26 protein-coding genes and 3 pseudogenes are annotated in these 25,881 nt (G+C 45.9%); 22 read left to right on the forward strand and 7 right to left on the reverse strand.

The features are described from left to right. Positions 1 to 94: 94 nt before the first annotated feature. From EHE19_RS16630 to EHE19_RS16650, 5 genes are all read right to left on the reverse strand, one after another. Positions 95 to 1,339 carry a site-specific DNA-methyltransferase gene (locus EHE19_RS16630; protein WP_137699280.1) on the reverse strand — a complete coding sequence of 415 codons (1,245 nt, stop codon included), beginning with the start codon at positions 1,337 to 1,339 and terminating at the stop codon, positions 95 to 97. After that, positions 1,329 to 2,492, reverse strand: coding sequence for a methionine adenosyltransferase (metK, locus tag EHE19_RS16635; protein ID WP_137699279.1), 1,164 nt, complete (start codon positions 2,490 to 2,492; stop codon positions 1,329 to 1,331). Before metK ends, EHE19_RS16630 begins: the two co-directional genes overlap by 11 nt. A gap of 1 nt (position 2,493) precedes the next feature. Continuing rightward, positions 2,494 to 3,045 carry a P27 family phage terminase small subunit gene (locus EHE19_RS16640; RefSeq protein WP_137699286.1) on the reverse strand — a complete coding sequence of 184 codons (552 nt, stop codon included), beginning with the start codon at positions 3,043 to 3,045 and terminating at the stop codon, positions 2,494 to 2,496. A 121-nt stretch (positions 3,046 to 3,166) separates the two neighbouring features. Then, on the reverse strand, positions 3,167 to 3,529 hold the full coding sequence (locus EHE19_RS16645; RefSeq protein ID WP_137699278.1) for an HNH endonuclease: 363 nt from the start codon (positions 3,527 to 3,529) through the stop codon (positions 3,167 to 3,169). A 104-nt stretch (positions 3,530 to 3,633) separates the two neighbouring features. Further along, positions 3,634 to 4,065 (reverse strand): DUF1492 domain-containing protein, encoded by a 432-nt coding sequence (locus tag EHE19_RS16650; protein WP_137699277.1) that lies wholly within the window; start codon positions 4,063 to 4,065, stop codon positions 3,634 to 3,636. A gap of 208 nt (positions 4,066 to 4,273) precedes the next feature. Here EHE19_RS16650 and istA (EHE19_RS16655) point away from each other — a divergent pair, with 208 nt between their 5' ends. The 19 genes and pseudogenes from istA (EHE19_RS16655) to EHE19_RS16750 form a co-directional block, all read left to right on the forward strand. Further along, entirely contained in the window at positions 4,274 to 5,566 is a 1,293-nt protein-coding gene (gene istA, locus EHE19_RS16655) for an IS21 family transposase (RefSeq protein ID WP_190530273.1), read from the forward strand. Next, complete coding sequence (istB, locus tag EHE19_RS16660; protein WP_190530271.1) at positions 5,559 to 6,311, forward strand: IS21-like element helper ATPase IstB; 753 nt, start codon at positions 5,559 to 5,561, stop codon at positions 6,309 to 6,311. Before istA (EHE19_RS16655) ends, istB (EHE19_RS16660) begins: the two co-directional genes overlap by 8 nt. 53 nt (positions 6,312 to 6,364) lie before the next feature. Then, positions 6,365 to 7,001 (forward strand): annotated as a pseudogene (locus tag EHE19_RS16665) (phage portal protein); the annotation flags it as partial. Then, a complete protein-coding gene (locus EHE19_RS16670; protein ID WP_244648402.1) occupies positions 6,949 to 7,590 on the forward strand; it encodes a head maturation protease, ClpP-related in 642 nt (213 codons plus the stop codon). The pseudogene EHE19_RS16665 and the gene EHE19_RS16670, both read left to right, overlap by 53 nt. Before the next feature lie 20 nt (positions 7,591 to 7,610). Then, on the forward strand, positions 7,611 to 8,819 hold the full coding sequence (locus EHE19_RS16675) for a phage major capsid protein (protein WP_137699236.1): 1,209 nt from the start codon (positions 7,611 to 7,613) through the stop codon (positions 8,817 to 8,819). A gap of 12 nt (positions 8,820 to 8,831) precedes the next feature. Further along, positions 8,832 to 9,455 (forward strand): hypothetical protein, encoded by a 624-nt coding sequence (locus tag EHE19_RS20180; protein ID WP_425314294.1) that lies wholly within the window; start codon positions 8,832 to 8,834, stop codon positions 9,453 to 9,455. Positions 9,456 to 9,473: 18 nt separating this feature from the next. Beyond that, positions 9,474 to 9,782, forward strand: a complete 309-nt coding sequence (locus EHE19_RS16685) for a head-tail connector protein (protein WP_137699235.1) — start codon at positions 9,474 to 9,476, stop codon at positions 9,780 to 9,782. Positions 9,783 to 9,784: 2 nt separating this feature from the next. Then, positions 9,785 to 10,111 (forward strand): head-tail adaptor protein, encoded by a 327-nt coding sequence (locus EHE19_RS16690; protein WP_137699234.1) that lies wholly within the window; start codon positions 9,785 to 9,787, stop codon positions 10,109 to 10,111. Beyond that, a complete protein-coding gene (locus EHE19_RS16695) occupies positions 10,104 to 10,535 on the forward strand; it encodes an HK97-gp10 family putative phage morphogenesis protein (RefSeq protein WP_137699233.1) in 432 nt (143 codons plus the stop codon). Before EHE19_RS16690 ends, EHE19_RS16695 begins: the two co-directional genes overlap by 8 nt. Continuing rightward, positions 10,532 to 10,876 (forward strand): hypothetical protein, encoded by a 345-nt coding sequence (locus EHE19_RS16700; protein ID WP_137699232.1) that lies wholly within the window; start codon positions 10,532 to 10,534, stop codon positions 10,874 to 10,876. The genes EHE19_RS16695 and EHE19_RS16700 overlap by 4 nt, the downstream gene beginning before the upstream one ends. A gap of 1 nt (position 10,877) precedes the next feature. After that, positions 10,878 to 11,477: a major tail protein gene (locus tag EHE19_RS16705; RefSeq protein WP_092639229.1), complete on the forward strand. Its 600-nt coding sequence runs from the start codon at positions 10,878 to 10,880 to the stop codon at positions 11,475 to 11,477. A 3-nt stretch (positions 11,478 to 11,480) separates the two neighbouring features. Continuing rightward, positions 11,481 to 11,867 (forward strand): hypothetical protein, encoded by a 387-nt coding sequence (locus tag EHE19_RS16710; RefSeq protein ID WP_137699231.1) that lies wholly within the window; start codon positions 11,481 to 11,483, stop codon positions 11,865 to 11,867. 213 nt (positions 11,868 to 12,080) lie between these two features. Beyond that, entirely contained in the window at positions 12,081 to 14,549 is a 2,469-nt protein-coding gene (locus tag EHE19_RS16715) for a phage tail protein (RefSeq protein WP_137699230.1), read from the forward strand. A 12-nt stretch (positions 14,550 to 14,561) separates the two neighbouring features. After that, complete coding sequence (locus tag EHE19_RS16720; protein ID WP_137699229.1) at positions 14,562 to 15,335, forward strand: distal tail protein Dit; 774 nt, start codon at positions 14,562 to 14,564, stop codon at positions 15,333 to 15,335. 4 nt (positions 15,336 to 15,339) lie between these two features. Further along, positions 15,340 to 17,856 carry a phage tail spike protein gene (locus EHE19_RS16725; protein ID WP_137699228.1) on the forward strand — a complete coding sequence of 839 codons (2,517 nt, stop codon included), beginning with the start codon at positions 15,340 to 15,342 and terminating at the stop codon, positions 17,854 to 17,856. A 321-nt stretch (positions 17,857 to 18,177) separates the two neighbouring features. Next, positions 18,178 to 18,630 (forward strand): hypothetical protein, encoded by a 453-nt coding sequence (locus EHE19_RS16735; protein ID WP_137699226.1) that lies wholly within the window; start codon positions 18,178 to 18,180, stop codon positions 18,628 to 18,630. A 17-nt stretch (positions 18,631 to 18,647) separates the two neighbouring features. Further along, positions 18,648 to 19,364 (forward strand): MBL fold metallo-hydrolase, encoded by a 717-nt coding sequence (locus EHE19_RS16740; protein WP_137699225.1) that lies wholly within the window; start codon positions 18,648 to 18,650, stop codon positions 19,362 to 19,364. Between the two features lie 67 nt (positions 19,365 to 19,431). Continuing rightward, on the forward strand, positions 19,432 to 20,001 hold the full coding sequence (locus EHE19_RS16745; RefSeq protein WP_483313992.1) for a hypothetical protein: 570 nt from the start codon (positions 19,432 to 19,434) through the stop codon (positions 19,999 to 20,001). Continuing rightward, a pseudogene (locus EHE19_RS16750) lies at positions 19,998 to 20,987 on the forward strand (glycosyl hydrolase family 18 protein); the annotation flags it as partial. The gene EHE19_RS16745 and the pseudogene EHE19_RS16750, both read left to right, overlap by 4 nt. Positions 20,988 to 21,039: 52 nt before the next feature. On the opposite strand, the gene istB (EHE19_RS16755) reads toward EHE19_RS16750, so the two are convergent. Both istB (EHE19_RS16755) and istA (EHE19_RS16760) read right to left on the reverse strand, forming a co-directional pair. Then, positions 21,040 to 21,792 (reverse strand): IS21-like element helper ATPase IstB, encoded by a 753-nt coding sequence (gene istB / locus EHE19_RS16755; RefSeq protein WP_190530324.1) that lies wholly within the window; start codon positions 21,790 to 21,792, stop codon positions 21,040 to 21,042. Next, positions 21,785 to 23,077 (reverse strand): IS21 family transposase, encoded by a 1,293-nt coding sequence (istA, locus tag EHE19_RS16760; RefSeq protein ID WP_190530366.1) that lies wholly within the window; start codon positions 23,075 to 23,077, stop codon positions 21,785 to 21,787. Before istA (EHE19_RS16760) ends, istB (EHE19_RS16755) begins: the two co-directional genes overlap by 8 nt. 89 nt (positions 23,078 to 23,166) lie before the next feature. Between istA (EHE19_RS16760) and EHE19_RS16765 the strand changes: the two are divergent. The 3 genes and pseudogenes from EHE19_RS16765 to EHE19_RS16775 form a co-directional block, all read left to right on the forward strand. Next, positions 23,167 to 24,654: pseudogene (locus EHE19_RS16765) on the forward strand (glycosyl hydrolase family 18 protein); the annotation flags it as partial. Between the two features lie 80 nt (positions 24,655 to 24,734). Further along, on the forward strand, positions 24,735 to 25,148 hold the full coding sequence (locus EHE19_RS16770) for a phage holin family protein (RefSeq protein ID WP_137699003.1): 414 nt from the start codon (positions 24,735 to 24,737) through the stop codon (positions 25,146 to 25,148). Next, positions 25,145 to 25,858, forward strand: a complete 714-nt coding sequence (locus tag EHE19_RS16775; RefSeq protein ID WP_137699002.1) for an N-acetylmuramoyl-L-alanine amidase — start codon at positions 25,145 to 25,147, stop codon at positions 25,856 to 25,858. Before EHE19_RS16770 ends, EHE19_RS16775 begins: the two co-directional genes overlap by 4 nt. Positions 25,859 to 25,881: the final 23 nt, after the last annotated feature.

Raw genomic sequence — 25,881 nt, forward strand, 5'->3', positions numbered from 1 at the left:
AGCAAGTCGCTTTTGAGAAATATATGTACCAAATCGAGTCGGAAAATCTACGCTTATTTGTACTTCATATCGTGGTGTCCAAATCAGGTCATCATCAAGGATTGCAATCCTCCCCAGCAGTCACCTCCGCATACGAATACAACAGCCCATCGCGCTGAACAGAAACCTTGTCCACCGAGCCGACCTGCTCGATGTAGCGTTTTACGATGACGTCACAGAATTTTTCGTCGAGCTCTATGGTGTAGCAGGAGCGATCGCTCTGTTCGCAGGCGATGAGCGTACTGCCGCTGCCGCCGAAGGGGTCGAGCACCAGCGTATTACTCATTGAACTGTTCATAATGGGATACGCCAGCAGCGGGATAGGTTTCATTGTCGGGTGGTCGCCATTCTTCTTGGGCTTATCGAACTCCCAAATGGTGGTTTCCTTACGGCCTGTGTACCACTGATGCTTTCCGTTTTTCTTCCAGCCGTAGAGCACAGGCTCGTGCTGCCATTGGTATGGAGAGCGCCCCAGTACCAGCGATTGCTTTTTCCAGATGCAGCAATCGGACAAATAAAAACCGGCATCCGAAAAGGCTCTCCTGAAATTTAGCCCTTCGGTGTCGGCGTGGAAAACATAGATGCTTGCATCATCCGCCATGACGGCTTCGGTGTTTTGAAAAGCAGAAAGCAGGAAGCTATAAAAGGCATCATTTGCCATGTTATCGTTCTTGATCTTCCCAGCATTACCTTCGTAGTTGACGTTGTAGGGTGGGTCGGTAATGACAAGATTAGCTTTGACCCCAGCCATCAGTAAATCAAAGGTGTCTGCCTTGGTACTGTCGCCGCAGACCAGCCTGTGCCGACCGAGCGTCCATATGTCACCGAGCTTTGTGATCGGCGGCTTCTTTAGCTCTGTTTCCACGTCAAAATCATCGTCATGGATGCCATCTTTAATACTATCCTTGAACAGAGCATCCAGTTCAGCAGGGTCGAAGCCTGTGAGAGATACATCGAAGTCCGCACCCTGCAGATCAGCAATGAGCAGTGCCAGCTTTTCTTTATGCCATTCGCCGGATATCTTGTTCAGTGCGATGTTGAGGGCTTTTTCCTTTTCGGCATCCATCTCGACTACCACACACTCGACCTCAGTGATCCCCATGTCGATGAGCACCTTTAGACGCTGGTGCCCACCTACAACACGGCCGGTCACCTTATTCCAGATGACCGGCTCGACGTATCCGAATTGTTCAATTGAACGCTTTAGCTTATCATATTCAGGGTCGCCGGGTTTTAAATCCTTTCGTGGATTGTACTCCGCAGGCAGAAGCTCGGCGGTATTCTTTTTCTCAATCAGCATATTTCTTTACCGCCTCCTGTAGTTCTTTATAACAGTCCAGCCATTCCCAGCGAGAGAGTGTTCCACTGAAATGGCCATAGGTCGCTGTATCGGCATAGATAGCATCACGTAAACTCAGTGTTTCGATAATTGCAGCAGGACGCAGGTTAAAAACCTCAAGGACAGCTTTTCTGAGTACTTCATCAGAAACCGTACCTGTACTGAAGGTCTCAATCTCAACTGCAACGGGGTCAGCCTTACCGATTGCATAGGAGATAGCTACTTGACAGCGTTTAGCATAACCACACCAGACAATGTTCTTCGCGACAGCTCTTGCCATGTATGCACCGGAGCGGTCAACCTTCGTTGGATCTTTACCGGAGAACGCTCCGCCGCCATGAGCAGCAAGACCCCCATAGCTATCGACCATAATCTTTCGGCCGGTTAAACCTGTATCAGCAGCAGGACCACCCTCGACAAAACGGCCGGAGGGATTGATGAGGATTTCGGTGTCATCATCAAATGGAAACTTCTCGAATACCGGCCACAGCACTTGAGAGATGATCTCGCTGCGGAGAACCTCTAAATCCTTGTCAGCGCGATGCTGTACGGAAACTACGATTGTTTTGATACGCTTAGGTGTGTTATCCTCATACTCGATGGTAACTTGTGCTTTTCCATCAGGGCCGATCCCTTTGATGACACCATTTTTCATGGTGCTATCAAGCTTCCGGCAAATGGTATGAGCGTATACGAGCGGAAGCGGTAGCTTTTCAACCGTTTCATCTGTGGCATAACCATAAACAGTGCCCTGGTCGCCAGCGCCGAGCATGGAATACCAAGAGGTGTCCCCGGAGCGAGACTCCAGTGCTCGATCCACACCACCGGCGATATCCTTACTTTGCTGGTGGACGAATACAAACACCGCGAACTTCCAAGGATTATAACCGACATCCTCCAGAACTCTGCGGACCACCCAGCGGATATCCACTTTCTTCGAGCAGGTGATTTCGCCCGCTACGATGATCTTGCCTTTTGTAGCCATGACCTCGCAGGCCACACGTGAAGATTTATCTTTGCGTAGACAAGCATCGAGAATGCTGTCAGCAATCAGGTCGCAGAGTTTATCCGGGTGACCTTTGCAGACGCTCTCGGCAGTTAAGTATTTTACCATATCATTTTCCTTTCCGGGCGGTTAAAAGCCGCTCCATTACATCATCCTGCGGGTTTGTGCCGCTGTATTCACCAGTGCAGTTTTCCTTTACAATTTGGAAAATCTCCATCCACAGACGGTTTGTCTGGTTCATATAGTTCTGGCCCATTGCCACATACGGACTTTGAATCGCATTACCCGTTGTGGGATGCTTGGCCAGAAAGCCATATTCGGTAACCGCTTCTTCACATTGAATCCATCGGGCTACGCTCATGGCGTACCGCTCCAGAAGCTGCGGAGAAATGAGCATCGCACAGCCACGCTCATTCAACCATTGCCAGGTGTTTTTATATATCTCACCTGCAACAAGTGTCTTGCCATCCTTTTGGACAGCTTCGAGCATTTTATTGGGCTCTGGCATTGCCTGACCATGCAGATCGGCAGTGTTTGAAAACTCCATGACCGTCAGTGTTCTACATCCGGGATTGCCCTCGGCGATTTTGTCGGCTAATGGTTTCTTTTTTGCGCCCGCGCCGATACGAGCGCCTCCACGGTTGGTACCGTCTTTTGCCAAAAATATCACCTCACTTTGCTGGCTGGGGCTATTCCCTTGTTTGAAAGCGCGTTTTTCAACACGAAGCCCCACGCCGCTGTCCGCTTGAAAAGAATGTAGAGATTCTGATACCCCCACCGGGTCATCTGTCATGCCAGCGATCGCCCATTTTCACGGTGATGCGGGCATGGCAGCTATGACACAGCGACATTAAATTGTCCTCGACGTTGGTGCCACCACGAGAAAGCGGAAGGATGTGGTGGACTTCCTCTGCGGGCGTCAGCCTTCCTTGCTTCTGACACTCTTCGCAGAGTGGATGTGCTTTGATGTAGCGATCACGGATTCGTTTCCAGCTACGACCGTAGCGTTTGTTGGAAGCGGGGTCACGCCCATACTGGTTGTACTGTTTGTCCATGACCTTCTGATGCTCGGCACAGTATTGCTCACGCACAGCGAGCCGACCGCAGCCGGGATAGGCACAGGGACGCTTGGGTTTATACGGCATCGGTTCACCTCCTTGTGGGTAAAAAGAAAGCCCTCACGGAATTGCTCCTGCGAAGGCCTGTCTTTATTCTTTTGCCATTTTAATACTATCATGAGAGGCTACTCTCATTCGCTCTCATTTACTCTCATGGACAGGATTGTGTCCACGACATTCAAAGCCTCGTCGTGCATTCGGTAGATGTGCTGGATACTATAATGCATTTCGACCGCGATCTTTTCCCATGAAAGAAAGCAAAGGTATCGCTTTTCCAAGAGCGTCTGCTGCTCGGCATCAGTTACCAGTCGGATCGTGTTCATGATTTCCTTTTTCAAATCTACCAACGCTTCAATGTCGCGCTTTAGTTCATTCTGTAAATCAATCATCTTGTACACAGCATCCGCCATTTTGGAGCCACCAATATTAGGATTGCGAGGCATGCCTGTTAGGACAGAGGAGCAGCTTGTCGCCAGTTCGTTCAAGGACTCTATCTGCTGGAGCTTTGACTTGATACGCATGTCCAGATAACGCGCTTGAGAAAGGTATGTCTTAGTATTCATAGCGAACCTTCTCCTTTCTCAGTTTGGAGATCAGCATTTCTGGATTGATGCTTGTCAACGTGCTAAACCAGCTGGAACGGAAGAAGCGCTCGATGCTGGCAAGCTCCCGCTTATCCTCATGTATAAAGTTATAATTAATAATGTACAAATAATATTAAATAAAAATGTACAAATGGTATGATTACAGGGTACAAAAGGAGGTACCCTAATGATTATCAAAAGTAGTATCATAACAGATTTAAATATTCAAACTGTCAAGGATCTTTATAAGTTAAAACCATTTATGGAGGACACAACATTGAAGGTTAATAAAAGCCAGATCGCAAGGGAACTTGATGTCGATAGGCGTACAGTTGATAAATACATTAATGGCTTTCATAAGGCCAAATCCAGAGAATGCGTGAATTGTATCACTGCTTACTATGACATTATCGCAGAGCTTCTATCTGATAACAGCCAGCAGATATTTTATTACAGAAGAGTTTTATGGCAATACCTAGTAGACAATCATTCTTATGAAGGGTCTTATGTGAATTTCTGCTACTATCTAAGAAAATATCCTGAACTAGACTCATATTTCAAAAAAAGCAGACCTTCAAACGCAAATAACGTAACCATACGTTATGAAACAGGAATGGGTCAACAAGCACAACTAGACTGGAAAGAGTCTATACGATTTACTCTTTCAACAGGTGAAATAATAGAAGTAAACATATTTGTATTATTGCTGTCATACTCACGTTTTAGAGTATACAGGGTATCTCTATCAAAAACACAGGACATATTATTTTCATTCCTTGATGATGCGTTTAACACGTTTGGAGGTGTTCCAAGTGAGATTGTCACCGATAATATGAAAACAGTTATGGATGAGCCAAGAACAGAGTATACAGAAGGGAAAATAAATATAAAATTTAAGCAGTTTGCGGATGATTATGGTTTTAAGGTGCACCCTTGTATTGCAGGAAGACCAAGAACAAAAGCCAAAGTAGAAGCACCAATGAAACTACTTGATGAGATAAGAGCCTACAATGGAAAACTTGATTACAAGGAACTTAATGAGTTGGTCACACGAATAAATAACAGAGTAAACATGCAGGTAAATCAAGGTACAGGTCGTATTCCATTAATGTATTTCAACAAGGAAAAAGCTTTCTTAGGAAGCTTACCAGCCGATACCATAAGAAAGCCTTATCAAATAACTCCACATAAAGTAAAAGTAAATTCATCCAGCATGTTCAACCATAATGAATGCCAGTATTCTGTACCACCAGAATACATTGGAAAAACTCTTACTTTACAAGTGTATGATGGTTACATACATGTTTATTATAACATGGAATTAATAACTATCCATACCCTTAGTAAAAAGAAACTAAATTATTTTACAGAACACTATACTGCTATAGCAAGAAAATCGCATGCATTTAAGGAAGAAAATATAAATGAGCGGGCAAAAGAAAACTTACAGGTTATAGGAGAAGTATATAGTTATGAATAACAGTACATACAACCAGCTATGCCGGAACATGGAAATTCTTGGTCTTGGGCAAATGGTAATTCATCTTGATGAAATATCTAATTTTGTGACATCCAACAATCTTTCGTTTACAGAAGGACTACTGAGACTTAGTAATTACGAAGTTGATTTTAAGGAGGCCAAAGCATCTAGATCTATGATTAAAGCAGCAGCATTTCCTTTTGTAAAGGAATTGAAAGATTATGATTTCAATTTTCAGCCGTCAGTAAATCAGCAAGAAATACAAGAACTTTGCACGCTTGGTTTTCTTGAAAGAAATGAGAATATAGTATTTCTTGGTCCAAGTGGTGTTGGAAAGACTCATCTGGCAACATCAATAGGAATAGCTGCAGCAAAGAAACGTACTAGCACATATTTTATCAAATGTCATGATTTATTGCAGCAACTAAAGAAAGCAAAACTGGAAAACAGACTTGATGTAAGACTCAGACACTTCTGCCATTACAGACTACTTATCATTGATGAACTTGGCTACTTACCCATTGATAAAGAAGATTCTAATATGTTTTTTCAGCTTATAGATATGAGATATGAGAGAAAAAGTACCATTCTTACAACAAACATGAATTTCAACGAATGGGATGGTGTATTCTATGACGCAGTTGTAGCCAATGCAATACTTGACAGGGTATTGCACCATGCACATGTAATATCTATATCTGGAAAGTCATACAGATTAAAGGATCATATGAAGCAAGGAGAATAGTTGTACATAATTATTTAATACTTTTTATACATTTTTCCTTGACAGTTTATAGCTCTGCCAACTCACACAGGGTGGCCGTGCTCGAGGAAGGCATGAAGTATCAGCCCATCGGGATTTCACCGGAACAGGCGCAGTTCCTGGAAACACGGAAGTTTCAGATCAATGAGATTGCCCGTATTTTCAGAGTGCCTCCGCATATGCTCGCCGATCTTGAAAAGTCGTCCTTCAGCAACATCGAGCAGCAGAGCCTTGAGTTTGTGAAATACACGCTCGACCCGTGGGTGGTGCGCTGGGAACAGTCCATGTGCCGCGTCCTGCTTTCCGACAGCGAAAAACCTACAGTATTTATCAAGTTCAACGTTGACGGACTTCTGCGCGGCGACTACGCAAGCCGCATGAGCGGTTATGCGACTGCAAGACAAAACGGATGGATGAGCGCGAACGATATCCGTGAACTTGAAAACCTCGACCGCATCCCTGCTGAACTTGGCGGCGATCTTTACCTCATCAACGGTGCGATGACCAAATTACAGGACGCAGGCGCGTTCGCAAATTCAAAAGGAATGGAGGAAACAACCGAATGAAGAAATTCTGGAACTGGGCGCGGGATGAAGATTCTGGTATCAGAACACTCTATCTGGACGGAACAATTGCCGAAGAGTCATGGTTCGACGACGATGTCACCCCTAAGGCTTTCAAAGCTGATTTGGATGCCGGTGAGGGTGACATTGTTATTTGGATCAACTCTCCCGGCGGCGACTGTATCGCTTCGAGTCAGATCTATACCATGCTCATGGATTACAAAGGCAAAGTCACTGTAAAAATCGATGGTATTGCGGCGTCGGCAGCAAGCGTTATCGCAATGGCGGGAACTGAGGTGTTGATGGCCCCAACAGCCCTCATGATGGTGCATAACCCGCTTACAATCGCAATCGGCGACAGCGAAGAAATGCTGAAAGCCATCGCCATGCTGGACGAAGTCAAAGAAAGCATCATCAATGCCTATGAAATCAAAACCGGACAGTCCCGTGCGAAGCTCTCTCACCTCATGGATGCTGAAACCTGGCTAAATGCCAACAAAGCAATTGAATTAGGCTTTGCCGACGGCATTCTGGAGGATGATAAAAAGAGAGTTCAATCGGACGATGTAACCTATGCTTTCAGCCGCAGAGCGGTAACGAACTCACTGCTGAGCAAGGTCAAACCCAAGATACCCAAACAGAACAAAGGCACACCTATTGAGTCGCTTGAGAAGCGGCTCTCTTTAATTTCGCACTAAATATTATGGAGGTAATATCAATGAACAAAATTCTTGAACTGCGCGAAAAGCGCGCCAAGGCATGGGAAGCCGCTAAGGCTTTTCTCGATACCAAGCGCGGTACTGACGGTCTGGTTTCCCCTGAAGACACCGCTACTTATGAGAAAATGGAAGCCGACGTAGTCGCTCTCGGGAAAGAAATTGACCGCCTTGAAAAGCAGGAAGCCCTTGACCGTGAGCTTTCAAAGCCCCTGAACACACCCCTTACCGGCAAGCCTACCGTTCTTGGTGTGGAAACCAAAACAGGCAGAGCATCTGATGAGTACAGAAAAGCATTCTGGAATGCAATGCGTACCCGCGCCGGTGAGGGCCTTGATCCTATCGTGAAAAATGCTCTGCAGATCGGCACCGATTCTGAAGGCGGATACCTTGTCCCTGACGAGTTCGAACGCACACTTGTAGAGGCTCTTGATGAAGAGAACATTTTCCGTAGACTGGCAAAGGTCATTACCACTTCCTCAGGGGATCGTAAGATTCCGGTCGTAGCTTCAAAGGGTACAGCCTCCTGGATCGATGAGGAAGGCGCTATCCTCGATAGTGACGACAGCTTCGGTCAGGTTTCTATCGGCGCTTACAAACTTGGAACAATGATCAAGGTTTCCGAGGAACTGCTGAACGACAGTGTATTTCCTCTTGAATCCTATATTTCGAGGGAGTTCGCAAGGCGTATCGGCAGCAAGGAAGAAGAAGCCTTTTTCACGGGAGACGGCTCCGGTAAACCGACCGGCATCCTCGCTGCAACCGGCGGTGCTCAAGTCGGTGTGACCACAGCGGGTGCTGCGGCTATCACGATTGAAGAAATGCTCGACCTGTTCTATTCGCTGAAAGCACCTTATAGAAACAAAGCAGTGTTCGTCATGAACGACGCCACCGTAAAGGCGATCCGCAAGCTGAAGGACGGCAACGGTCAGTATCTCTGGCAGCCCTCTCTGCAGGCCGGCACTCCTGACACCATTTTGAACCGTCCGCTGTATACCTCGGCATATGTACCCGCAATTGCCTCAGGCGCAAAGAGCATCGTGTTCGGCGATTTCAGTTATTACTGGGTAGCCGACCGCCAGGGACGTGTGTTTAAGAGACTCAATGAGCTCTACGCTGCAACCGGTCAGGTAGGCTTTGTTGCCACCCAGCGTGTTGACGGCAAACTCATTCTGCCGGAGGCTATCAAGGTGCTCCAGCAGAAGGCTTAACGGAGGTGCGGTATGAGTTATAACACGAAAAACTACACCGAACAGGGCGGCGAGAAAACAGTAATCGGCGGAACGCTTGAAATTAAGGAGGGAGCCTCGGTAACGGGGCTTCCTTCTGCACCGAATCAAGCCGCGAGTACTGCTACAAATGTTGCCGGACTCAAGGACGACCTCAACGCGCTGCTTTTGAAATTGAAAGACGCAGGACTGATGAAACCCGATACATGGAATGTCTCAGCTGCTAATGTCACCACTGCTCTGAGCGAAGATATGACAGCCAATCAAGGCAAAGTCGAATCTATCACTATCGAGGACAATGTCATTACAGTCACTGTTCCGGTTGACGAGCTGATTGCGTATGAAAGCTTGAATCCCGCGCAAGGAACCCACAAATGGGTTGCCATCCTCATAACAACAGGACTTCCTGCCATCACGGCAGTTAAGTATAACGGCAGTCAGCTGACCTCAGCCGATGTAGCTGAGGCTGCTGCTGTCGGTGGGCAGGCCGGAGATATTGTGATGTGGCTGAAGTGCGACGAAATCGTAAATCAGCCGAAGTCGTTCACGCTCTGGGCATCCGGTTATCCAACTGCCGCATTCTCTGTTGTCATCGCGGAACCGGAAACTGAAGAATAAGGAAAGGACTGTGGCGGTATGACACTGCTTGAAAAAGTAAAGGCAAATCTTATTCTTGAGCATACGGCGGACGATGAACTCCTGCAGATGTACATCACCGCCGCCGTATCCTATGCCGAAAGCTATCAGCACCTTCCGGAGAAATTCTACAAGAACCATCCTATGCCGCCTACCACAGAGCAGGCTGTCATTATGCTGTCGTCCCATTTTTATGAGAGCCGGGACGGCAGCACCGGTGGCTTTTTTGCCGACAATGTGCAGGCTGGACAGCAGGTATGGAATACGGTCAACCTTCTTCTTAAACTTGACCGGGATTGGAAGGTGTGAGTATGAGTTTTGGAAAAATGAAAACCTTCATCGATATTATCTCAACCGAACCCACGAAGGATGCTGACGGTTTTGTTATTCACGGCGATACTGTTCTTGCGTCAGTCAGGGCGTATTTTGAGCAGAAAAACTCTACGGAAAAATGGCGTAACATGGCGCAGTCAGATGAAGTGAATGCCTTGTTCCGTCTCCGCACGATTCCAGGACTTGCTCTTCACAACCGCCATGTTATCGTCTGCGAAGGCAAACGCTACAACATATACTCGGTTGAAAATGTAAAGGGCCGTGGAATGTATCTTGAAGTATTGGCGGTGAACGTTGATGGCTAAGGTCAATTTCAAGATGCCGGAGGAATTCCTGCTCAAAGTGTCAAGGTTGGCAGAAAAAACCGATGAGATCATACCGAAGGTTCTTGAAGCCGGTGCCGAAGTCGTATACGACAAGGTAAAAAGCAATCTTTCCTCTGTAATCGGTAAAAACACAAAGGTTGAAAGCCGCTCCACCGGAGAACTTGAATCTGCGCTTGGTGTATCTCCGGCAAAGCAGGACAGAGATGGTAATTTCAACGTGAAAATAGGATTTGCAGAGCCGCGCTCTGACGGCGGCAGCAATGCCAAACTTGCCAACATCCTCGAGTACGGAAAGCATGGCCAGCCTCCGAAGCCTTTTCTGAAACCTGCCAAAAACAGATCAAAAGGTGCTTGCATCGAGGCTATGACCAATAAGCTGGAAAGTGAGATTGAGAAGCTATGAGCATATTATCTGAACTGAACACACTGTTTGAAGCCGCAAATATCCCTGTCGAAACAGGCGTCTTCAGCGGAGTACCTCCTGATGAATACCTGGTACTGACCCCGCTTACTGACACCTTTGCCGTTTACGGAGATAATAAGCCGCTGGCGGATGTAAGCGAAGTCAGAATCTCGCTGTTCAGTAAAAACAACTATTTACAAAGAAAAAATCAGCTTGTGAGGATGCTCCTCCAGGCTGATTTTGTTATTACCGACCGCCGGTATATCGGACACGAGGATGACACCGGCTATCACCACTACGCCATCGATGTGGCGAAAGAATACGAAACGGAGGAACTTTAACATGGCTACAATTGGGCTTGATAAACTCTACTACGCACCAATCACCGAAGCACCTACAACGGGTTACGAAACCTACGGCGCTCCGGTAATGCTGGCAAAGGCAATCTCAGCTGAACTATCAATCGAACTTGCGGAAGCGACACTTTGGGCGGACGACGGTGCCGCCGAAATTATCAAGGAATTCAAGAACGGCAAACTGACCCTTGGTGTGGACGACATTGGTAAAACCGTCGCCGCAAAACTGACGGGAGCGACCACAGATGAAAACGGTGTTCTTATCTCTGCTTCAGAGGATGGTGGCGAGCCTGTCGCTATTGGATTTCGAGCAAAAAAAGCGAATGGTAAGTATCGCTACTTCTGGCTTTACCGCGTCAAGTTCGGCATTCCGTCCACCAATCTTGCCACCAAGGGTGATAGTATCACCTTTTCAACACCAAGTATCGAAGGTACTGTTTCCCGTCGTAATAAACCGGACGGTAATGGTCGTCATCCATGGAAAGCGGAAGTTAACGAAGATGATGTGGATGTGCTGCCGGTTGTGACCAGTGATTGGTATACGGAAGTATACGAACCTGAATTTGAAACAGATTTGGAGGTTTGATGCATGGATAACGAACGAAGCGCTGTCATCAAAATCGGCGACAAAGAATATGAGCTGATTTTGTCCACTCGCGCCACAAAGGAAATCGCCAAACGATACGGCGGGCTGGACAACTTGGGAGAAAAGTTAATGAGGGCAGAAAACTTCGAGATGGCTCTGGATGAGATTATTTGGCTGATTACACTCCTTGCCAACCAGTCCATCCTCATTCACAACCTACGCAACAAGGAAAAACGAAAAGAGTTGCTGACCGAGGAAGAAGTGGAATTGCTCACCTCGCCACTTGAACTGGCGGTATATAAGTCGGCAATTACTGAGGCGATGTTTAAAGGAACGGCTCGTAACATCGAAAGCGAGGATAGTGAGTCAAAAAACGCCGAGGTCGGGTAAGCGACGATGAGTTGTTTACCCGACTTTTATATTACGGTACGGTTCATCTGAATCGCTCCGAAGAGGAAACGTGGCTTACCCCAATTGGACAATTGCTGGATCTATGGGAATGCCATCGCCAGTTCCTTGGAATGGTCAAGCCAAAGCGCGAACTGTTTATCGAAGATGTCGTCCCTGATGGCATCTGATTTTTTACGGAGGGAGGTGTTTTAAGTGGCTGACAATTTTGGGTTAAAAATAGGCGTCGAGGGCGAAAAGGAATTTAAAAACGCATTGCGTGATATAAACCAGTCATTCAAAGTGCTCGGTAGCGAAATGAAATTGGTAACGAGCGAATTCGACAAACAGGACAAATCCATAGCGGCTACTGCTGCCCGTAACGAAGTCCTTAATAAAGCAATCGATGCCCAGAAGGAGAAAATCTCCACCCTTGAAGCCGCTCTTCGAAATGCATCCGAAAGCTTTGGTGAAAATGATCGCCGCACTCAAAACTGGCAGATTGCCCTCAATAATGCCAACGCAGAACTTAACAACATGGAGCGTGAATTAGAAGAATCCGCGGAAGAAGCCGACGACCTTGGTGAGGAACTTGAGGACGCTGGTGACATCGCCGAAAAGTCTGGTGGAAAGTTCGAGAAACTGGGCGGCATCCTCAAAGGTATTGGTGTAGCAATGGGCGCTGTGGCTGTGGCTGCCGGAGCCGCTGCCATTAAACTTGGCAAAGAAGTCATATCCGCCTATGCGGACTACGAACAACTGGTCGGCGGTGTTGATACACTCTTTGGTGAAGCGTCACAGTCTGTTCAGAAGTATGCTGAAAATGCTTTCAAGACCGCCGGTATGTCCGCCAACGAATATATGGAAACTGTCACGGGCTTTTCGGCAAGTCTTATCCAGTCCCTCGGCGGTGATACTGCAAAAGCGGCGCAGGTTGCGGACATGGCGATTACTGATATGGCCGATAATGCCAATAAAATGGGGACGGATCTGTCAGCTATTCAGACGGCCTATCAGGGTTTTGCCAAGCAAAACTATACGATGCTCGACAATCTGAAGCTGGGATATGGCGGCACAAAATCTGAAATGGAGCGACTCTTGGCTGATGCCGAAAAAATATCCGGCATTAAATACGACCTCTCTTCATTTTCCGATTTGACGGAAGCGATCCATGTCATTCAGACCGAAATGGGAATCACAGGAACGACTGCTTTGGAAGCCACGGAAACAATAGCTGGCTCTATGGCGGGGATGCAATCAGCTATAGGAAACTTGATGGCAGGTTTGGGTAATGCCAATGCTGATGTCGGACTTTTGATTGGTAATGTGGTCGAAGCGTTCCAGAACGTCGTGAAAAACATTGTTCCAGTTATTGAGAATATAGTAAGGGCATTGCCGCCTGCCCTCGACGGGATACTACAGGCAATCGGTGATTTGCTTCCGACTCTGCTCTCTACGGTAGTCGATCTTTTCACACAGGTGCTGACAACGATTTTGACGCTTTTGCCCGAACTCATCCCCGCCGCCGTGGATGCCGTTATGACCATTGTAGGTGCGCTGATTGATAACCTTCCATTACTTATTGATGCAGCGGTTCAATTAGTGGCCACTCTCGTTACAGGCATCGCCGATGCACTTCCACAGTTGATACCGGCGGCAGTGAACGCTGTGATCACAATCGTTCAAGGCTTAATTGAAAGCCTGCCTATGATACTTGATGCCGCCCTTCAACTGATTCTCGGATTAGCACAGGGCATCCTGGATGCACTACCTCAATTGATCGCTGCTCTGCCAGCAATTATCCTCGGCATTGTAGATTTTATCATTGGGGCTATTCCGCAAATTATTGATGCTGGAATTCAACTTCTCGTGTCTTTAGTAGATGCCTTGCCTGAAATCGTCACGGCAATTGTGGCGGCAATCCCACAAATCATAGAGGGATTGATTTCTGCGATCCTCGGCTCTATCCCACAGCTTATTGATGCAGGGATTCAGCTGTTAGTATCGTTGGTTCAAAATCTACCACAGATTATTACAGCTATCGTGGCGGCGATACCACAAATCATATCGTCCCTTATTACGGCAATTATCGGGAGTATTCCGCAGCTTGTGGCGGCGGGTATCCAGCTTTTCGTGTCCTTGATAAAGAACCTGCCAACCATCATCGTGGAAATCGTAAAAGCTATACCCCAGATTATTACCGCCATCGTGAAAGGATTCACCGGTAACATCGGTAAAATCGTGCAAGTCGGCAGCGACCTAATCAAGGGTCTGTGGCAGGGTATTTCAAATGTCGCCGATTGGATTTGGGGTAAAATCTCCGGCTTCTTCGGAGGGATCGTCGACGGCATCAAAAACTTCTTCGGTATCCATTCTCCATCTACCTTATTTGCCGGACTTGGCGAGAACATGGGTCAAGGTATCGGTGTGGGCTTCGAACAGGCAATGGATGAAGTCGCAGAAGATATGCAGAACGCTATCCCCACCTCTTTTGATACGCCTGGTATAAATATGGGCGATGTGACAGGAAGTCATGGCGGCTTGGCGGTATCAGGTATGCCTTCGCTCATCAACATACAGCAGATGATTGTTCGTAGTGAGGATGACATCCGCAGAATATCACAGGAACTTTATAACCTGATGCAGACCGGCTCGCGGGCGCAGGGACGGTTTAGCCCGGCATAAGGAGGTGTTGGCATGGGCTTTATTTTCAACGGAATTTCATCACAAAGCATGAACGTCAAGGCTCGTCTGACCTCTTGGCAGGCTTCGCCACCCTTGCGTAATTCCTTTGTTTCCATACCCGGCAAGCCAGGTGTGGCAGACTTTGGCAGTGATAGCGCAGAGCGGGTCATAACTGTGAGCTGTAATATTGCTCCAATGCACAATCTCGCTTCTCTGGTTGGAGTGTTAGACGGCCTTGCCGAGTGGTTAGATCCCAAAAAAGGGCTGAAACAACTTGTGTTTGACGATGTACCCGATCGCTATTTCACAGCGAGACTGCAGGATGCCGTGAACTGTGAACGGCTTATTCGCTCGGCAGGTGCATTTGATTTGAACTTCGTCTGTCCCGACCCACATGCCTACGCTTTGACGGACGAGAGTTTTACGCTAACACAGGAAGGTGCAAATACAGTCACGAGGAGTAAAGGCAATACAGACTCATTGCCTGTCTACCTTTTGAAAGGCATCATTCCGTCAGGGGCATCAACCTATGTGTCGTTGAAAACAAATGACGAAGAACTTCGTGTTGTCGGGCCTTTGGCTGCCGGAGAAACCCTCGTCATCGACAGCGGATTAGTTACTGCCAAGGTGGTAGACAGAACTGGCGAAACGCTCCGTAATGGTCTGCCTCTGCTTCAAGAGTTGAATTTTCCAATTCTCCGCAAAGGAACGAACATCATAACCATTACGGCAATCGGTGCGACATTTACAGAACTGCAAATACAGGCGAAGAGCCGTTGGAGGTGAGGACATGGCGGTAAAATCCATATTGACTTCTCAAACAGACTTTACGGGCGAGATTCCTGCAACCGAAAAAACATCAGCACTCTGGCGTTTCAACGAATCCACGCCGGATAGTAATACTCGCCTTGCAGACTCTTCCGCCAACGGACGGCATTTTACTGTCTCCGGTTGGAGCGGCACAACCGCTTCTTTACCAAACGGCAGATTTGGGCGGTATTTCCGAATGAACATCAACAATCCGACCACAGAAAAAACGCACCTTGTCGCCACCAACGACGGTACGTTCTTTTCTGATCTCGGTGAGAAAATTGCCGTCGGCGGTTGGTTAAATCCGACCATCTATTCTGTCGGGCAGAACTACATTCCGCTTTTCAATACAAGGCAAGGACCCGGTCAGCCTATTTTTTATATCTCCCTCTATCAAGGGCGGCCGCGAATGATGCTCTATAATTCAGCAGGAACGCTTATCCTTGACCAAACCGAAACACCTGGATTCAACATGGTCAATGGTGGTTGGTATTTTCTCTCTGCAATCATAAACGTGACGGAAAAAACATCTCAGATAGTTCTGTGTAACCGTGCTGACGGTGAAGTTTGGACAGCCCCTTTGCGAACATTTACTGGTACATTGAATTCATCCTGTATAGCGGATATCGTTATGGGAATGCACGCAAACCAGTATTACTACGCAGGTGGCTTGGACGAGTGGTTCTTTGAAACAGACAGCAACTTGACTATTGATGACTTGATTCACTACTTCCGTCAAGCAATGCTCGCAAATGGAGGAGACACTTCGGGTGACGTGGATGCGTTAACTGAGCCGGGGGTTGTCACCCTACGTAAGGGAATTGGTAATCTCTACCCCGAAAGCGGCCAGCTGACGACTATTGCCACCGAATGCAGCTTTGCCGGGAGCGGTCGGGTATCGGCAACAAGCGAATACACCGCAGGTGTCACGTCCATTTCACTGATAGAAACATCAACCTCAGATGATCTGCAGAACTGGTCGGCATGGCAGACAGTTGGTACAAACGGCGAACTGACCTCACCAAATCGTTCATATATCCGCTACAGGGTAACGCTCACCACCAGCGATACAACGGTTACACCAAAGCTGCTCGATATAACACTTCATGATATCCCCAAATCTCCGTATGAGAAACTGGGGTTTGCTCGCCCTGTTATTTTGGATGAGAACGGAGCGTGGGAAACGGTTCTGGAGAATGCTTATGACATCATAGTTACGGGCGAGATCAACGGAGCGGACACCTTGGAATTCAAGTTGCCTTACAGTGACCCGAAGCGCATAATGCTCGACAACGAGAAACAGGTACAGATTGCTGAGGATGTTTATCGTATTAGGACAATGACGGATGAAAAAGGCTTGGATGGCAACAGCATACTCACAACGGTCTATGCGGAAGCGGCATTCTATGACCTAACCTTTTCTGCAGAGAAACAACCAGTTGAATTCAATGCTGACCTGCCCGCTGTTCCGATGGCATTTGCACTTGCGGGTACAGACTGGGAAGTCGGTACAGTAACTGTAACCACACTGAGAACATGGACCTGCCAAGAAAAAAATGCACTCTCCATACTACGAATGGTACAGAACATCCATGGCGGCGATTTGGTATTCCACAGCAGGGACAGACGGGTGGATTTACTGACATTCAGCGGAACAGATAGCGGAGCGCTCTTTGCCTACCGTAAAAACCTGACTGGGATTAAGCGTGTAGTTGATACCCGGTCCCTTGTCACGAGGCTCTATGCTATCGGTAAGGACGGCATGACGTTCGCTGCAATCAATGGTGGCAAGGACTACGTGGAGGACTTCAGCTTTTCAAGCGAGGTGCGGGTATCGACTTTGGACTGCTCCAACTTCACCAATCCCTATCAGATGCTGGAGTTTGCCAAGATGCGCCTTGCGGAGTACGCAAAACCTCGTGTGTCCTATGTGCTTTCAGCGATGGATTTATCTGTATTAACAGGCTATGAGCATGAGCAGTGGGCGCTTGGCGATATTGTAACTGTGGATGATAGAGATTTGGATATGACGATTAAAACCCGTGTCATCCGCAGGCAATACAATCTGCAAGAACCATGGAAAACGGTGCTTGAATTATCATCAAAACTTCGTGAACTTGGTGATTCTTCCACCGATGTGGTTGCTGATCAGCTTGACCAGTCCTCTGTAGTTCAGCAGGAAGTTAAGGACATGGTGCCGTTCAATCATCTTCGTAATTCTCGTGCCGACAATGGCTTTGCGTATTGGCAGAACTCAGGCTTTGAGGTAGATGTGGAAAATGGTGTAAGCGGTACTGCATCTTTTAAGGCAACAGGAGTATCAGGAACAAAGAGCATTGCACAGACAGTCTATCCTGCATCTAGGCGAAGTTACACGATTTCAGCACAGATTGGCTCGGAGAACTTGAAAAAAGGAACAAATGGGCATGTTGGTATTGAAGTTGTGTTTGAATATGAGGATGGCACTACAGAAACAAGATTTATTGATTTATTTTGAGAGGATGGTGATGAGATTTGGCATATTTTCAACATATCGCAAGGGATGCCTCGCCGAAAGGTTACGGCAAACTTCGCGCCATCACCATTCGGCTCTGCATTACGGATTGTGCTGGTGAAGTGTATTTTACGGATATCATGTTGCAAGCAGGAAGTGTGGCTACTGGCTGGGTTGGTCATGTTTGTGAGATTCAGTGGGTGTTGGATGGGTGAAAATTAGATGAAATTTAAGTGGTTTCGGTGGAATTGTTCATAAGTGTATGGTAAAATAATATTTTACGAATACTGTTTCACAAGAAAAAAAACGATAGGTGGTGAAAAAATGCGTACAAAAACAATATGCATTGGTTCAGTGTTTCCTTCTACTGCAGATGAAATATGGGACAAGATACAACACGTAAAAACGCTACAATATATAGCATACCCCTATGCCACATTTTCGCCACTCGGGAATGGCGATATGACATGGAAGGAAGGAAAGATTTTCAAATTTAGATTTAAGCTATTTGGATTTCTCTCGCTTGGTATACATACCATCAACATAATGGTATTCGATAAAGATGCCCTCACTATATATACAACCGAAAGCAATAAAACTGTTCCTGTATGGAATCATCGTATAACGATGGAAGAAACATCAAAGAGTTCAGTAAAATATACTGACGAGGTAGAAATTGACGCTGGTTGGAAAACGATATTTGTCGTAGCTTGGGCAAAGATGTTCTATCGACATCGGCAGAAAAAGTGGCTAAAAATTTTGAGAAAAAATAACTGAGTGTGGAGGTGATTTGCATGACAAAAATTTACGAGATAGGAAACTTCATTCTACGGAACTACATATTAGAAACCTCTTGTGGATTTATTGCCATTGATACAGGGTATCCGGAAGGGCAACTCGCCTTTATAAAGAAGTTTCAAAAAATAGCACCTCTTTCCGAATTGAAATATATTTTTCTAACCCATGCACACGATGATCATGCCGGATTCCTTCGTAGCCTTCTTAATGAATGTGATGCAAAAGTAATTCTCAATCCTGTCGGCATCCCTGTGTTAGAAGCGGGCGAAAATAAGATATTACCAGGTGCAGGATACAGCAATAGATTAGCCGCTTCTACATTTGGGAAGGCAAAGAAAGAATTTAATTTCCCTTCCGTTCAACTTGGAGATAAGGCAATACTTATAAATAGTGAAGAAGAACAATTCTTTGAGTCGTTGGGGCTTCCGTTAAAAATAGTTTTTCTGCCGGGCCATACAGCCGATTCAATTGGACTATATGACAAAAGCAACAATATACTATTCTGTGGTGATGCGGCGATGAATGCTGTAATTAGTCTCGGTTATCATACCATTTGGATTGATGATGTGACGCAATTTGGGCAGTCGTGGGATAAAATGATTGCATTAAACCCCAAGAAGATCTATCCATCACATGGAAATCCGTTTTCTCCGAGCAAACTACAAAAGTATCGACATTTTATGGATAAGCGCAAGCTGATTCCAATAGAATAATATTTCTGCTACTCAAAAGATCACTTCGGTGGTCTTTTTTTCTGCCCACTTTTAGGAGGTGATGCCAGTGCAGATTAATAACTTCATCCGCTTCAGCGAAAGCATAAAGACCCGTGAGGATATGCGTGTGGTCAGTGTTACCATCCGTCCGCTCATTTCTGATTGTACTGGTGATATTTATTTCACTGACCTTCAGCTACAAGAAGGCTCTCGACTTACTGGCTACACACCTCACACAACCACCATGCTAAAGAATGTCGAGAACCCACCTAAATATTTCAATGCCGTGGTTCGATCTGGCGATACCTTGGTTTTGCATACAAGCGGTGGAACTACCACAGGACTTGATTGTTACATCTATCCTAATCAAGCAATGAAGGCGGGCAGTATCAAGCTGTCGCAGGGAGCAGGTTCTCACGAGGCTGTATTTTTATCTTCAGCAAACGCAGGTGATGAATTTGCCTTGCTAGCTTCACGGCGTAGATGCCTTAAAAATGGCAATGTCACACCGAAAAATGGATTTTACCAGTATACAGCCGTTCATGACGATAAGCATCAAGTCCAACTTAAAAAAGGAAAATCTGCAAGGGTATATTTTGAGTTTAAAGAAATGATGGAAGGAGATCCGCGCTTATGAGCAGGTATTATCTTAGGGGAAAGAAATGCATGGTATGGTCGTTCATGGGCAACACCCGAATGCACCAAGCCTTGAATAATTACGGAGACCGTTTTGAAGCCGTCGGCATTTTCACCTTTGAGGTGGACATATCAGGAACGATAACCGAAACAGGTACACCGATATCCAGCATGATGCCATACATCAACAAATGGCCCAAAGTGCGTTGGTTTCTTACCGTGATGAATCACGGAACAGCTTCTATATTCACCGCTCTGCGGAATAACGAAAATGGTGCAAAGACTAAGTTTCTATCTGAGTTAGTGCGGATCATGCAGAAATACCCGTGGTGCGCTGGTGTGGATATCGACTTGGAGCGCGGCGGTGGGTATGAGAACAAGGACGCAGCAAATATCCTCTTTCGCGATATATACCAAACCGTCAAAGCGTACAATCCCGCAAAACTGGTCAATATCTGTTTGCCCGGTATGACTGGCGTCCAAGGCTCTGTCGGCGGTGAGAACTGGTGTGTCTATGCTGATCTCGATGCGTACTGTGACACGGCGGCGATTATGTCCTACGGTATGGCTTGGGCTGGCAGTGCGCCGGGTCCTGTCTCTCCACGGGACTGGCTTGTCGGCGTGTATGATTATGCCGCCAGAGTAATGAAACCGCAAAAGATCTATATGGGTTTGCCTGGTTACGGTTGGGAGTGGCAGATATATGCAAACCCTGCCGACCTCGGCAAGACATATCGTGGCGTGTCGCTTACCTACTATGCCGCTAAAATATGGGCGGAAGGCGGGTATAACTTCACGGGTAATGCTCCTCCGCAGCCGATGATACCGTGGCTTGCCTACTGGGACGATTACGATCAGGTACCGTATATGCTCCCTCAGGTATACGATTATGCTGAGGGTGGCGATGCAACCAGCCGAGAAGCCCCTATCATCGGGGAAACCTACAACCGCCGACGATACTTAACTTGCTACGGGAAAACACAAAAGGTATAAACTGTCAAGGAAAAATGTATAAAAAGTATTAAATAATTATGTACAACTATTCTCCTTGCTTCATATGATCCTTTAATCTGTATGACTTTCCAGATATAGATATTACATGTGCATGGTGCAATACCCTGTCAAGTATTGCATTGGCTACAACTGCGTCATAGAATACACCATCCCATTCGTTGAAATTCATGTTTGTTGTAAGAATGGTACTTTTTCTCTCATATCTCATATCTATAAGCTGAAAAAACATATTAGAATCTTCTTTATCAATGGGTAAGTAGCCAAGTTCATCAATGATAAGTAGTCTGTAATGGCAGAAGTGTCTGAGTCTTACATCAAGTCTGTTTTCCAGTTTTGCTTTCTTTAGTTGCTGCAATAAATCATGACATTTGATAAAATATGTGCTAGTACGTTTCTTTGCTGCAGCTATTCCTATTGATGTTGCCAGATGAGTCTTTCCAACACCACTTGGACCAAGAAATACTATATTCTCATTTCTTTCAAGAAAACCAAGCGTGCAAAGTTCTTGTATTTCTTGCTGATTTACTGACGGCTGAAAATTGAAATCATAATCTTTCAATTCCTTTACAAAAGGAAATGCTGCTGCTTTAATCATAGATCTAGATGCTTTGGCCTCCTTAAAATCAACTTCGTAATTACTAAGTCTCAGTAGTCCTTCTGTAAACGAAAGATTGTTGGATGTCACAAAATTAGATATTTCATCAAGATGAATTACCATTTGCCCAAGGCCAAGAATCTCCATATTCCTGCATAACTGTTTGTATGTACTGTTATTCATAACTGTATACTTCTCCTATAACCTGTAAGTTTTCTTTTGCCCGCTCATTTATATTTTCTTCCTTAAATGCATGCGATTTTCTTGCTATAGCAGTATAGTGTTCATTAAGGTAATTAAGTTTCTTTTTACTAAGGGTATGGATAGTTATTAATTCTATGTTATAATAAACATGTATGTAACCATCATACACTTGTAAAGTAAGAGTTTTTCCAATGTATTCTGGTGGTACAGAATACTGGCATTCATTATGGTTGAACATGCTGGATGAATTTACTTTTACTTTATGTGGAGTTATTTGATAAGGCTTTCTTATGGTATCGGCTGGTAAGCTTCCTAAGAAAGCTTTTTCCTTGTTGAAATACATTAATGGAATACGACCTGTACCTTGATTTACCTGCATGTTTACTCTGTTATTTATTCGTGTGACCAACTCATTAAGTTCCTTGTAATCAAGTTTTCCATTGTAGGCTCTTATCTCATCAAGTAGTTTCATTGGTGCTTCTACTTTGGCTTTTGTTCTTGGTCTTCCTGCAATACAAGGGTGCACCTTAAAACCATAATCATCCGCAAACTGCTTAAATTTTATATTTATTTTCCCTTCTGTATACTCTGTTCTTGGCTCATCCATAACTGTTTTCATATTATCGGTGACAATCTCACTTGGAACACCTCCAAACGTGTTAAACGCATCATCAAGGAATGAAAATAATATGTCCTGTGTTTTTGATAGAGATACCCTGTATACTCTAAAACGTGAGTATGACAGCAATAATACAAATATGTTTACTTCTATTATTTCACCTGTTGAAAGAGTAAATCGTATAGACTCTTTCCAGTCTAGTTGTGCTTGTTGACCCATTCCTGTTTCATAACGTATGGTTACGTTATTTGCGTTTGAAGGTCTGCTTTTTTTGAAATATGAGTCTAGTTCAGGATATTTTCTTAGATAGTAGCAGAAATTCACATAAGACCCTTCATAAGAATGATTGTCTACTAGGTATTGCCATAAAACTCTTCTGTAATAAAATATCTGCTGGCTGTTATCAGATAGAAGCTCTGCGATAATGTCATAGTAAGCAGTGATACAATTCACGCATTCTCTGGATTTGGCCTTATGAAAGCCATTAATGTATTTATCAACTGTACGCCTATCGACATCAAGTTCCCTTGCGATCTGGCTTTTATTAACCTTCAATGTTGTGTCCTCCATAAATGGTTTTAACTTATAAAGATCCTTGACAGTTTGAATATTTAAATCTGTTATGATACTACTTTTGATAATCATTAGGGTACCTCCTTTTGTACCCTGTAATCATACCATTTGTACATTTTTATTTAATATTATTTGTACATTATTAATTATAACTTTATACACAAAAGGCAGAGTTTGGCACAATCTATATTGACCGGGACGGTGTGCCGGATAGTTATACAGAGGGTGTGGTTATTGGCAACGGAATGATTACGCTCTCATCAGAAACAGGTACAGCGACCTACGATTTTACCGTTCCGCAATCGGGAGTTTATGATGTTGCCGTCCGTATCTGCTTTCCGTATTGGGATAAGAACGGTATCAACATTTCACTTGACGGTTCCTCGGTCGGATTTTACGAAAGCCGCCTATGGTGGCCATATTGGAGAAGCACCTTCTGGGTGGCTCTTGCCAAAGGGCACAGCTTGTCGGCAGGAGAACACACCATCACCGTTGACGGAGGTGTGATTGGCGCACAATTATATGGCTTTCGTCTTTGCTCATCGTTTTCAGAACGGCCCTCAGCGGGTTCAGCTACCTTTGAACTCTCACCGCGCAGTTTCAAGGACGTGAACGGGAGTATGGCTGTTCCGGACAAAGGCTTCAAGCTGACCACCGAGATTCTTCGAAGAAAACCCGACTCGGCTTTAGTGTGGTATGAGGACTTCCGGGACCCCATCACACTGCAAAGCACTTACTGGACTACGCTTTCAGGCAATTGGGCAGTCTGGCGAAGCGATGAATATGCAACCGGCAGGGTTTACTCACAGCTGGAAGGTAGTGGCCAGCTTGCCTGGAGATATGACAGTTTCTCTGATGTTCATCTTCGAGCTCGGCTTGCTTTCCCTCATAACGGAAGCGGGCGTGCTGGGGTGTTTATTGGCAACATCCTCTGTTGTATCAACATTGACACGCAGCAAGTGGAACTCTATCAAGGATCTGTTTTGCTCGGCAGTTATGGTTCAGCTTACTCTAAAACACCCGCCTCCGACATCCGAACAAACCCCAATATGTATCTCATCGAAATGAGGAAACGCGGCAACCGCGTGAGGGTCTATTCCGGCAACAGCAACACCCTCCGCTTCACGGCAACGGTATCACCGACAAGCGGTTATTGTGGCATTCGGTCGGACAATGAAATCAAGTGTGAACTTCTGCGTTTAGGCGATGCCTGGACTTACGAACCGTATGAAGCCTTTGATGTGACGATGCCAAACTGTACTACCGAAACTTACGGCAGGATCGCCCGGAGTAACGTGACATGGGACAGTGAATTCGAGGTATTCACGCTGTCTTCAGACGTGGAGGAATCCTCTACCCGAAGTGAGGATATCTCGATGGACTACGACTTCGTACATTCAGCGATGCTATACATTCCCTGCAACGCTGACTATACTGCAAAATTCACACCGCGCGATATCAACGTCTGGTGCTCGAGGATATTCCTCGGCGATGGGGATGGTTTTGGTATCGTCTACTACCAAGATGTAGATTCGATCGTCTACTGGGCAAATGAAGCGGCATACCGATGGGGTTTGCGTGGGTTTGCCTTATGGTCACTCGGTCAGGAAGACTTACGGCTGTGGGAGGCACTCCCGAAACAGAGTTAAAAATGACCATTCATATCGGCATTTGCGCCTGCTTATTTTAGCAGGTGTTTTTTATGCAATTAAACAGGAGGAAAACGAATATGAAAGAGATTTGGAATTGGATTCAGGTTGTGTTTACAGCCATTGGAGGAACCCTTGGCTGGTATTTAGGCGGATTGGACGGTTTCCTTTATGCACTCATCACCTTTGTGGTTGTCGACTACATCACTGGTGTGCTTCGTGCAATTGTGGAAAAGAAACTTTCCAGCCGAATCGGAGCACAGGGTATCGCCAAGAAGGTAGCGATATTCCTTGTGGTCGGTATTGGTCATCTCATTGACACTTACCTGCTCGGCGGCACGGGAGCACCGCTTCGTACAGCGATTATCTTCTTCTACATTGCTAACGAGGGTATTTCTTTTGTTGAGAATGCCACGGCTATTGGGTTACCTGTGCCTGAAAAGTTAAAAGATGTGCTGGCACAGCTTCATGGAAAGGACGGCGAAACGAAATGAACCTTCATAAACTCATTTTGACCAACAATGCTTGCTACAAAGCGGGCCGAACTATCACTCCTAAGGGCATCATGGTGCATTCAACAGGGGCAAATAATCCAAACCTCAAGCGCTATGTTGGTCCAGATGACGGCCTGTTGGGCAAGAACCAATATAACAACCATTGGAATCAGGATAAGCCGGATGGGCGGCAGGTCTGTGTACATGCCTTTATTGGCAAACTAGCAGATGGCAGTATCGCAACCTATCAGACTCTGCCCTGGAACCACCGAGGCTGGCATGCCGGAGGTTCTGCTAACGATACACACATCGGCTTTGAAATCTGCGAGGACGGGTTGACCGATGCCTCGTATTTTTCTGCCGTACACAAGGAAGCCTTGGAACTTTGCGTCTACCTTTGCAAACAGTATGGGCTGACAGAGAAAGATATAATCGGACATTACGAGGGGTATCAGAAAGGTATCGCTTCAAATCATGGCGATCCTAAAAATTGGTTCCCAAAGCACGGCAAGAGCATGGATACTTTCCGTGCTGATGTTAAGGCTGGGCTTGCAGCAGCAGTAACGCCCGCTCCCGTCACACCGACTGCTCCGAAAAAATACTACCGTGTGCAGGTAGGTGCGTACTCCGTTAAGGCAAACGCAGATGCTATGCTTACCAAGCTTAAAGCTGCTGGCTTTACGGATGCCTTCGTCAAGTACAGCGAGTAAACATATACGTAATGATGCCTACT

The sequence above is a fragment of the Ruminiclostridium herbifermentans genome, from assembly GCF_005473905.2.
In the GTDB taxonomy this organism is placed as follows: Bacteria; Bacillota; Clostridia; order Acetivibrionales; family DSM-1351; genus Ruminiclostridium; species Ruminiclostridium herbifermentans.

Bases quoted from the DNA above. Each gene is read 5' to 3' on its own strand.
- EHE19_RS16700 (WP_137699232.1), top strand. From the start codon at position 10,532: ATGAGCATATTATCTGAACTGAACACACTGTTTGAAGCCGCAAATATC.
- EHE19_RS16650 (WP_137699277.1), bottom strand. From the start codon at position 4,065: ATGAATACTAAGACATACCTTTCTCAAGCGCGTTATCTGGACATGCGT.
- EHE19_RS16690 (WP_137699234.1), top strand. From the start codon at position 9,785: ATGAGTTTTGGAAAAATGAAAACCTTCATCGATATTATCTCAACCGAA.
- EHE19_RS20180 (WP_425314294.1), top strand. From the start codon at position 8,832: ATGAGTTATAACACGAAAAACTACACCGAACAGGGCGGCGAGAAAACA.
- EHE19_RS16740 (WP_137699225.1), top strand. From the start codon at position 18,648: ATGACAAAAATTTACGAGATAGGAAACTTCATTCTACGGAACTACATA.
- EHE19_RS16770 (WP_137699003.1), top strand. From the start codon at position 24,735: ATGAAAGAGATTTGGAATTGGATTCAGGTTGTGTTTACAGCCATTGGA.
- EHE19_RS16685 (WP_137699235.1), top strand. From the start codon at position 9,474: ATGACACTGCTTGAAAAAGTAAAGGCAAATCTTATTCTTGAGCATACG.
- istB (WP_190530271.1), top strand. From the start codon at position 5,559: ATGAATAACAGTACATACAACCAGCTATGCCGGAACATGGAAATTCTT.
- EHE19_RS16720 (WP_137699229.1), top strand. From the start codon at position 14,562: ATGGGCTTTATTTTCAACGGAATTTCATCACAAAGCATGAACGTCAAG.
- metK (WP_137699279.1), bottom strand. From the start codon at position 2,492: ATGGTAAAATACTTAACTGCCGAGAGCGTCTGCAAAGGTCACCCGGAT.
- EHE19_RS16630 (WP_137699280.1), bottom strand. From the start codon at position 1,339: ATGCTGATTGAGAAAAAGAATACCGCCGAGCTTCTGCCTGCGGAGTAC.
- EHE19_RS16710 (WP_137699231.1), top strand. From the start codon at position 11,481: ATGGATAACGAACGAAGCGCTGTCATCAAAATCGGCGACAAAGAATAT.
- istA (WP_190530366.1), bottom strand. From the start codon at position 23,077: ATGATTATCAAAAGTAGTATCATAACAGATTTAAATATTCAAACTGTC.
- istA (WP_190530273.1), top strand. From the start codon at position 4,274: ATGATTATCAAAAGTAGTATCATAACAGATTTAAATATTCAAACTGTC.
- EHE19_RS16705 (WP_092639229.1), top strand. From the start codon at position 10,878: ATGGCTACAATTGGGCTTGATAAACTCTACTACGCACCAATCACCGAA.
- EHE19_RS16735 (WP_137699226.1), top strand. From the start codon at position 18,178: ATGCGTACAAAAACAATATGCATTGGTTCAGTGTTTCCTTCTACTGCA.
- EHE19_RS16775 (WP_137699002.1), top strand. From the start codon at position 25,145: ATGAACCTTCATAAACTCATTTTGACCAACAATGCTTGCTACAAAGCG.
- EHE19_RS16725 (WP_137699228.1), top strand. From the start codon at position 15,340: ATGGCGGTAAAATCCATATTGACTTCTCAAACAGACTTTACGGGCGAG.
- EHE19_RS16645 (WP_137699278.1), bottom strand. From the start codon at position 3,529: ATGCCGTATAAACCCAAGCGTCCCTGTGCCTATCCCGGCTGCGGTCGG.
- istB (WP_190530324.1), bottom strand. From the start codon at position 21,792: ATGAATAACAGTACATACAAACAGTTATGCAGGAATATGGAGATTCTT.
- EHE19_RS16675 (WP_137699236.1), top strand. From the start codon at position 7,611: ATGAACAAAATTCTTGAACTGCGCGAAAAGCGCGCCAAGGCATGGGAA.
- EHE19_RS16695 (WP_137699233.1), top strand. From the start codon at position 10,104: ATGGCTAAGGTCAATTTCAAGATGCCGGAGGAATTCCTGCTCAAAGTG.